This window comes from Methanobrevibacter ruminantium (genome assembly GCF_016294135.1).
GTDB lineage: Archaea > Methanobacteriota > Methanobacteria > Methanobacteriales > Methanobacteriaceae > Methanobrevibacter > Methanobrevibacter ruminantium_A.
Window position 1 is genome coordinate 1 of record NZ_JAEDCO010000053.1, and the last position, 7,646, is coordinate 7,646.

The 7,646-nt window shown below is 31.4% G+C and carries 8 protein-coding genes; 6 read left to right on the plus strand and 2 right to left on the minus strand.

What is annotated here, in order from left to right; genetic code table 11:
- The first annotated feature begins 43 nt into the window (after positions 1-43).
- Positions 44-670, plus strand: coding sequence for an RlmE family RNA methyltransferase (locus VW161_RS08335; RefSeq protein ID WP_325192912.1), 627 nt, complete (start codon positions 44-46; stop codon positions 668-670).
- A gap of 162 nt (positions 671-832) precedes the next feature.
- Here the strand turns inward: VW161_RS08335 and VW161_RS08340 are convergent, their stop codons facing one another.
- A complete protein-coding gene (locus VW161_RS08340; protein WP_304085545.1) occupies positions 833-1,264 on the minus strand; it encodes a hypothetical protein in 432 nt (143 codons plus the stop codon).
- A 236-nt stretch (positions 1,265-1,500) separates the two neighbouring features.
- Between VW161_RS08340 and VW161_RS08345 the strand changes: the two genes are divergently transcribed.
- The 5 genes from VW161_RS08345 to VW161_RS08365 all read left to right on the plus strand — a co-directional run bounded on the left by VW161_RS08345 (position 1,501) and on the right by VW161_RS08365 (position 6,772).
- Complete coding sequence (locus VW161_RS08345) at positions 1,501-3,507, plus strand: minichromosome maintenance protein MCM (protein WP_304085543.1); 2,007 nt, start codon at positions 1,501-1,503, stop codon at positions 3,505-3,507.
- Between the two features lie 296 nt (positions 3,508-3,803).
- The gene (locus VW161_RS08350; RefSeq protein ID WP_304085541.1) at positions 3,804-4,211 is read left to right on the plus strand and encodes a translation initiation factor IF-2 subunit beta; all 408 of its coding nucleotides are present in this window, start codon (positions 3,804-3,806) and stop codon (positions 4,209-4,211) included.
- A gap of 97 nt (positions 4,212-4,308) precedes the next feature.
- The gene (locus VW161_RS08355; protein ID WP_325192913.1) at positions 4,309-5,349 is read left to right on the plus strand and encodes a 60S ribosomal export protein NMD3; all 1,041 of its coding nucleotides are present in this window, start codon (positions 4,309-4,311) and stop codon (positions 5,347-5,349) included.
- A gap of 121 nt (positions 5,350-5,470) precedes the next feature.
- The gene (locus VW161_RS08360; RefSeq protein ID WP_296869282.1) at positions 5,471-6,436 is read left to right on the plus strand and encodes a tyrosine--tRNA ligase; all 966 of its coding nucleotides are present in this window, start codon (positions 5,471-5,473) and stop codon (positions 6,434-6,436) included.
- Between the two features lie 129 nt (positions 6,437-6,565).
- Entirely contained in the window at positions 6,566-6,772 is a 207-nt protein-coding gene (locus VW161_RS08365; protein ID WP_304085536.1) for a hypothetical protein, read from the plus strand.
- A 148-nt stretch (positions 6,773-6,920) separates the two neighbouring features.
- On the opposite strand, the gene tmk is transcribed toward VW161_RS08365, so the two are convergent.
- Positions 6,921-7,511, minus strand: coding sequence for a dTMP kinase (gene tmk, locus VW161_RS08370; RefSeq protein ID WP_304085534.1), 591 nt, complete (start codon positions 7,509-7,511; stop codon positions 6,921-6,923).
- Positions 7,512-7,646: the final 135 nt, after the last annotated feature.

The following is a 7,646-nucleotide window of genomic DNA, read 5'->3' on the forward strand; positions in this document are numbered from 1 at the left end:
AATCAATAAATAAGAGAATTAAAAAAATTACAGGAGGGTTAAAATGGGAAGCAGATGGCAAGTGGAAAAGAAGAATGACCCTTATTACAAAAGAGCTAAAAGTGAAGAGTATCGTTCAAGAGCATCATACAAACTTAAGCAACTTGATAAGAAATACAAGATCATTAAGGAAGGAGACACTGTAGTGGACTTAGGTGCTGCTCCAGGGGGATGGTCTCAAGTTGCATTGGAAAAGGTAGGCGAAGATGGAATCGTTGTAGGAGTCGATTTAAATAGAATCAAGCCATTCCACGAACCTAATTATTATGGAATCAGAGGGGACTTTACAAAAGAGATTGTTCAGGAAAAGATCATGGAATTGACAAATGGTAAAGTGAAAGTCCTTATGTCAGATGCTGCACCTTCATTAACTGGAGTTAAAGACCTCGACCATTTAAGGTCTGTAGACCTTGTTGAAACAGTGATTAAGATTGCAGACAATATCCTTGAAACCGAAGGAAATCTGGTTATCAAAGCATTTCAAGGTTCCGAATACAAACGCCTTTTAGACAGCATCAAATACGATTTCAGAAAAGTGAAATCAACAAAGCCTCCATCATCAAGACAAAAGAGTAAAGAAATGTATATTGTAGGTTTAGGCTATAGAAAGGGACCTAAAAAGAAAAAATAATTAAAAAAAAATAGTAAAATTAGATAAAATATTTTAAAATAGGTTAAAAATAGTTAAAAAATACAAAAATAGCTATTTAAAGGATAAAAATAAAAAAATCTAAAAATACTATAAATAAAAAAAATAAAAAAAGAAGTTAAAAAAATATTTTAAATAAAAATATTATTTAACTGACAAAGTGTTATAAGCTTCTTGAGCTATTTTTAAATCGTCTTTTGCTAGTTGTAATCTTTTATCAACTTCTGAAGCCGTTTTTCCCATAGACAATGCACTTTCAACATTACTTATATCATTTTTAACTCTTACAAGCTCTACTTGTGCATTAACATATTCTCTTTCTAAAGGGATATTGTTCATCATATAAATCTTATTACCAGTTTCATTATATTGAACTTCCAAATTAGTATAATTATTCTTCAATTCAGCTAACTGGTCATATTGAGTACCGGAAGAAATTCCTCCAGTTAAACTAGAAGAAACTACGCTAAAACCAACATAAGCAACTGCAGCAACAGTAGCTATAATCATTATCACTCCTAAAACAGAAATTAACATAGAAGTTGATTTGAATAGACTCAATCTTGATTTTCTCATAAATTCACCATAATATTATTTAAAAGTAAATAGCATTATTATTAATTTTAATTTTACACATATTTAAAATTATCAATTATTTTGGTGTTTTAACGAATAAAGACAATATTTCAATATAGTATTGTCAATTTTTATAAAATTATAACGAAATCGGAACAATTTTTCAACATGATTATAATGAAAAATTAAAAAATTGAATAAACTTTTATAATATTAAATATAAAAACTATATTACAATGAATTCCACTAACAAAACAAAAGCATCACTTGCACAATTTGAAGAATTTTTCTCAACAATTTACAAGGATGATGTATTAGAAATTTTAGAAAAATATCCTGATGAAAGGTCACTTACAGTCAATTACGAAGAATTAGAGAAGTTTGATCCTGATTTAGCTGACTTATTGATTACAAAGCCGGATGAAGTTATTGCAGCTTCACAAAAGGCTATTAAAAATATCGATCCGTTGATGAAGGAAGATATGGAATTAAACATCAGATTTGAAAATCTCACAAACAACATTCCATTAAGCGATCTCTTAAGTAAATATATCGGTAACTTTGTATCTGCTGATGGAATTGTAAGAAAAACTGATGAGATTCGTCCACGTATTGAAACAGCAAAATTTGAATGTAGAGGTTGCATGAGGATTACTGAAGTGGAACAGCACTCCGGAAACCATATTATGGAACCTTCATTATGTAGCGAATGTGGTGGAAGATCCTTTAGATTGCTTCAAGAGGAATCAAAATATATTGATACACAAAATGCTAGAATGCAGGAACCTTTGGAAAACCTCTCTGGAGGAACTGAACCAAAACAAATGCTTATGGTTTTAGAAGATGATTTGGTAGATGAATTGAATCCCGGAGATAAAGTTAGAATCACAGGAACCCTAAAGACATTTAGGGAAGAGAGAAGTGGAAAATTCAAAAACTACATCTATGTGAATCATATTGAGCCATTGGAACAGGAATTTGAGGAATTGGAACTTAGTGAAGAGGATGAAGAGAGAATCTTGGAATTGTCCCAAGACCCTCATATACACGATAAAATCATTAACTCCACTGCACCTTCAATCAGAGGTCACAGAGATGTAAAGGAAGCAATTGCATTGCAGCTCTTTGGTGGAACAGTGCAACAATTAGAGGATGGAACTCGTTTAAGAGGAGACCTTCACATTCTTATTGTCGGGGACCCAGGTATCGGTAAGTCCCAAATACTTAAATACGTTTCAAAATTAGCTCCAAGAAGTGTTTACACCAGTGGTAAAGGTACATCCGGCGCTGGATTAACTGCAGCCGCAGTTAGAGATGAACTTGGAGGATGGTCTCTTGAAGCAGGTGCATTAGTACTTGGGGACCAAGGTAACGTATGTGTTGACGAATTGGATAAGATGCGTTCAGAAGACAGATCTGCACTTCACGAAGCATTGGAACAACAAACAGTAAGTATTGCAAAAGCAGGAATCATGGCAACATTGAATACAAGATGTTCAGTTCTTGCAGCTGCAAACCCAAAATTTGGTACTTTTGACAGATACAAGACTTTAGCAAACCAAATTGACTTGCCTTCACCAATTCTTTCTCGTTTCGACTTGATATTTGTAATTGAAGACAAGCCAGATGTTGAAAAGGATAGGGCATTGGCTCAACACATTCTTAAGACTCACCAATACTCTAACATAGCATATGATATAGAGCCAGAACTCTTAAGAAAATATATCGCTTATGCACGTAAAAATATCCATCCGGTACTTACAGATGAAGCAAATAAAGTATTGGAAGAGTTTTATGTATCTGTGAGAACTGGAGGCATGGAAGAGGGAACTCCTGTACCTATCACTCCAAGGCAATTGGAAGCAACCATTCGTTTAGCTGAAGCTAGTGCAAAACTTCAACTTAAAAATGAAGTGGAAGCTTCAGATGCTCATAGAGCAATTTCCTTGCAAAGAAGATGTTTAGAGAAAATCGGAATGGATCCTGATACAGGTAAAATCGATATTGCAAGAGTTGAAGGAAGAACTCCTACATCTGAAAGAGATAAGATGCGTGTAGTGCAAGAAGCGATTAAAGCATTGGAAGAAGAATTTGTTGAAGTTCCAGTGAATATCCTAAAAGACCATCTTTCTGAAAACCACGAGATGAGTGAAGAGAAAACAGATGAAATCTTAAGAATACTCAGGTCTAAAGGAATCATTTATGAACCTCATCATGGTGTGGTAAAAAGACTGGAAGAATAAAACAGTGCCAAAACCACTGAATAAAATTAAACTTTATGCTTGATAAATATCAAGCATTTTCTATTTTCTTATTTTCAAACTATTTTTTTAAAATTTCATTGAAATTTTAATAAATTTATCAGAATAAAAAGTATTTTCTTTTATATAAATTATTATATAATAAATACATTAATAAATGATAAAAAATATATTTTATATTAATATAACTCAAATACTAATTTTATAAAAACTTATCATAAATTTTATTTGATTATACTTACTTTAAATTAATTTTATTATTCCAAAGAGGTGAAAAAATGGATGAATATGAAAACTTATTAAACAGAGCTATTGATCAATTGCCTCCTGAGGTATTTGAAACAAAAAGATTCGAACCTGTAAAAGCATACTCTGTTATTCAAGGTAATAGAACATTTATTCAAAATTTCAAAGATGTGGCAGACTCATTAAACAGAGACCCACAACATGTATTAAAATACTTATTAAGAGAATTAGGTACTGCAGGTAACTTAGAAGGAGTAAGAGCAATCTTGCAAGGTAAATTCAATCATTTCCTAATCAATGAGAGACTCGATGAATACATTGAAAAATATGTTATCTGTCACGAATGTAATAGACCTGATACTCAAATCATAAGAGAAGACAGAATTTTTATCTTAAAATGTGCCGCATGTGGTGCAAAAGCTCCACTTAAACCATTATAAATTCTCTTCTTTTATATTTTTTATTTTTAAAAAAACTAGCTATTTAAACTTAAATCATAATTTTTATTCAATTTTTACATTATTAGAGTGTTTTAAAATGTTTTGTCCAGAATGTGGTGCAACAGACGTTGAAATGATAGATGGAATCTGCAAAAACTGTTTTTTAAAGAAATTCCAACTTATGGAAATTCCAGAAAATATCACTGTAACCATCTGCAAGCACTGCAATGCCAAATTAGAAGAGGGAAAATGGAAAGATGAGTACATCCCTGAAGAGGAAATCATCTATAGAGCATTAGAGAGAAACATAACCATTTCCGATTTGGCTGAAAATGAAGAGATAGAACTTGAAATCGACCAGATGAGAGGAACAATTGCAGAATGTTACGTTGAAGCTGTTGCAACTGTTTTAGGAGAAGAAGTGGTTGAAACACATACTCCAGATGTAAAGATCAATTATTCAGTTTGCCCTGACTGCAGTAAAAGAAATGCAGGATATTATGAAGCGGTTATCCAATTTCGTGCAGATGATAGAGAACTTGAACAAGAGGAAATAATTATTGCTGAAGAAATTATCAATAGAACCCTTGATAAGCAATTTAAAAAGGATAAATTGGCTTATATTCCTCAAGTTGCAAAGCTTAAGGAAGGAAATGACTATTACATCGGCTCTTTAAAATCTGCAAAAAAGGTTGTGGAACATCTTAAAGAGGAATTTGGAGGAACAACAAAAGAATCTCCAAGACTCATAAGTGAAGACAAGTCCACTGGAAAAGGGCTTTACAGGATTTGGATTGTATTAAGACTTCCAAAATTCGTTAAGGATGATTTCGTGAAATATCATGATAACATTTATCAAGTGAGTGATGTTGATGGAAACAGGATTCAAGTCATAAACCTGGAAAATCAAGACATAATAGCTTTAAAATGGAGGGAATACGATTCCATCGAAAAAATAGAGCATTTGGAAGGAGTCCAAAAAGCAATCATTACAGCGAAATCTCCAAGCATGATGCAAATTCTTGATCCTGACGATTATAGCCCAATTGATTTGGAAATGAATGAAAAGATGGAAAAATACAATATTGGCGAAGAGATAGATGTTATAAAAATAGATGGAAAAATCTATTTAATCTAAAATAATAAACAAAAAATCATAATTATGAATTATCTATTAAAAGATTACAAAAAATAAAAGTGAAAAATAAAAATTATAATAATTATCTTATTACCCATTAGAAAAACAAAAGTGTGATTACATGAACATTGAAGAAAAAATTGAATTAATTCAAGAAGGAACTTTAGAAATCATTGATGTAGATGAATTGAAAGAAAAGCTTGAAAAAGAGCAACCTATTGCTTATACTGGATATGAACCTTCTGGAAAAATTCATTTAGGTCATGCAGTGACAATAATGAAACTTAAACAATTACAAGACTTAGGATTTAAAATCAAAATCTTGCTTGCAGATTATCATGCTTTCTTGAATGGAAAAGGAACTGTAGAAGAAATAGCTGAAACTGCAGAATACAATAAGAGATGCTTCCAAGGATTAGGGCTTGCTGATGATACCGAATACATTTTAGGTTCATCTTTCCAAACCGGAAGCGAATACACTAATGACGTTTACCAATTAGCTACTTTAACCACCTTAAAAAGGGCAAAAAGAAGTATGGATCAAGTCAGCAGACATGATGACAACCCTAAAGTAGCTAGTGTAGTTTATCCATTGATGCAAACTGCAGATATGTCCGCTTTGGAAGTGGATGTTGCATTAGGTGGTATGGAACAAAGAAAAATCCAAATGTTAGCAAGAGAAAACTTGCCTAGAATAGGAAAAGAAGCTCCTGTCTGTATTCACACTCCTTTGATTCATGGTCTTGACGGTGATGACAAGATGTCCTCAAGCAAAGGAAACTACATCGCTGTAGATGATGATGAAAAGACAATCAAGGATAAGATCAAGAAAAGCTACTGTCCTATGGGAGAAACTGAAGGAAACCCTATTTTAGAAATTGCGGACCACTTCGTATTCTCACAACAAGACACTTTGCTTATAGAAAGACCTGAGAAATTCGGTGGAAATCTTGAACTCAGCAAAGATGAACTATACACAATGTATGGAGAAGAAAACTTGCACCCAATGGACTTGAAAAATGCAATTACACAATACTTAATTGATTTCTTGAAACCAGTTAGAGACTTCATGGAATCACAAGAATAAAAATAAAAATAAAAATAAGAATAAATAACAATAAAATCTAAAAATAATAATAATAATAATAATAATAATAATAATAATAATAATCATTAATTAATTAATTTTTAAAAAAAGATTAAAAAGAGGGATAGAATGGAAGAAGAACCAGTATATGAAATGAAACTTACCAATGGAATTGGAGAACAAATGCTTGCTCATGTTATTGAACAGTTCGATGTTGAACTTAAGCAAACCGAATTTGGACCAAAACTCCAAGGTACAAAAGAAGAGCTTGAAAAAACACAAGATTACATTGTTAAAGTAATGAAAGAAAGATTAGATGAATTAGATAGAAGATAATCTATTTACTATCTTACTTACTATCTTATTTACTATCTAATTTATTATCTTCATTTATCTTTACTTTATACTACTTCCTTATTTTAAAAATAATTAGTTGAAATTTAAAATATAATTTAAGAATTTACTTAAATTTTCTATTTTTAGATTATAAAATGCAATCCTTGCAAATATCAAATAATGGTGCAACTGCTTTTTTAATATCAGAAGAAACCTTATTCGGACCATTATTTGCATCAATTATTTTAAAGTTATCATTGGACTGTGCCAAATCCAAATAATTCTGTTTTACTCCAGTTAGGAACTCTTCATTTTCAAATTCATCAGTTCCATCACACCTTTCAACGGATTTCTTGACATCCAAATCCAAGAGCAAAACCAAATCAGGAATTTTGGCAAACTTATTGATCTCTTTAATCCAGTCCTGAGGATCTTGATATGATAAGCTGGAATAGAAAGATCTGTCACTTATTACTACAGTATTGTCCTTCTCCAATTGTTCAATCTTATCCATTAAAATAAGTCTGTCTGCTGCAAACAATAGACCTAATGTCTTTTGCATTGTGTCACTTGTAGCATCAGAGCGAGTTAAAAGCTTACGAATAAGCTTTCCAACTTCCAAATCAGTCGGTTCAACAATTGTTTCAACTCTTAATCCATTGCTTTCTAGCCATTCCTTTAACATCTTTGTTTGAGTTGATTTTCCAGCGCCATCTATTCCTTCCAATACAATATACATAGAATAAAATTTATTTTTCAGAATATATAAATTCTATTGTAATTTTATTAGTTTTCACAAGCTATCGCAATAATCAATATAATTTATTAAAATATTAATTATCAATAATATTATTATAATATTATTATAATATTA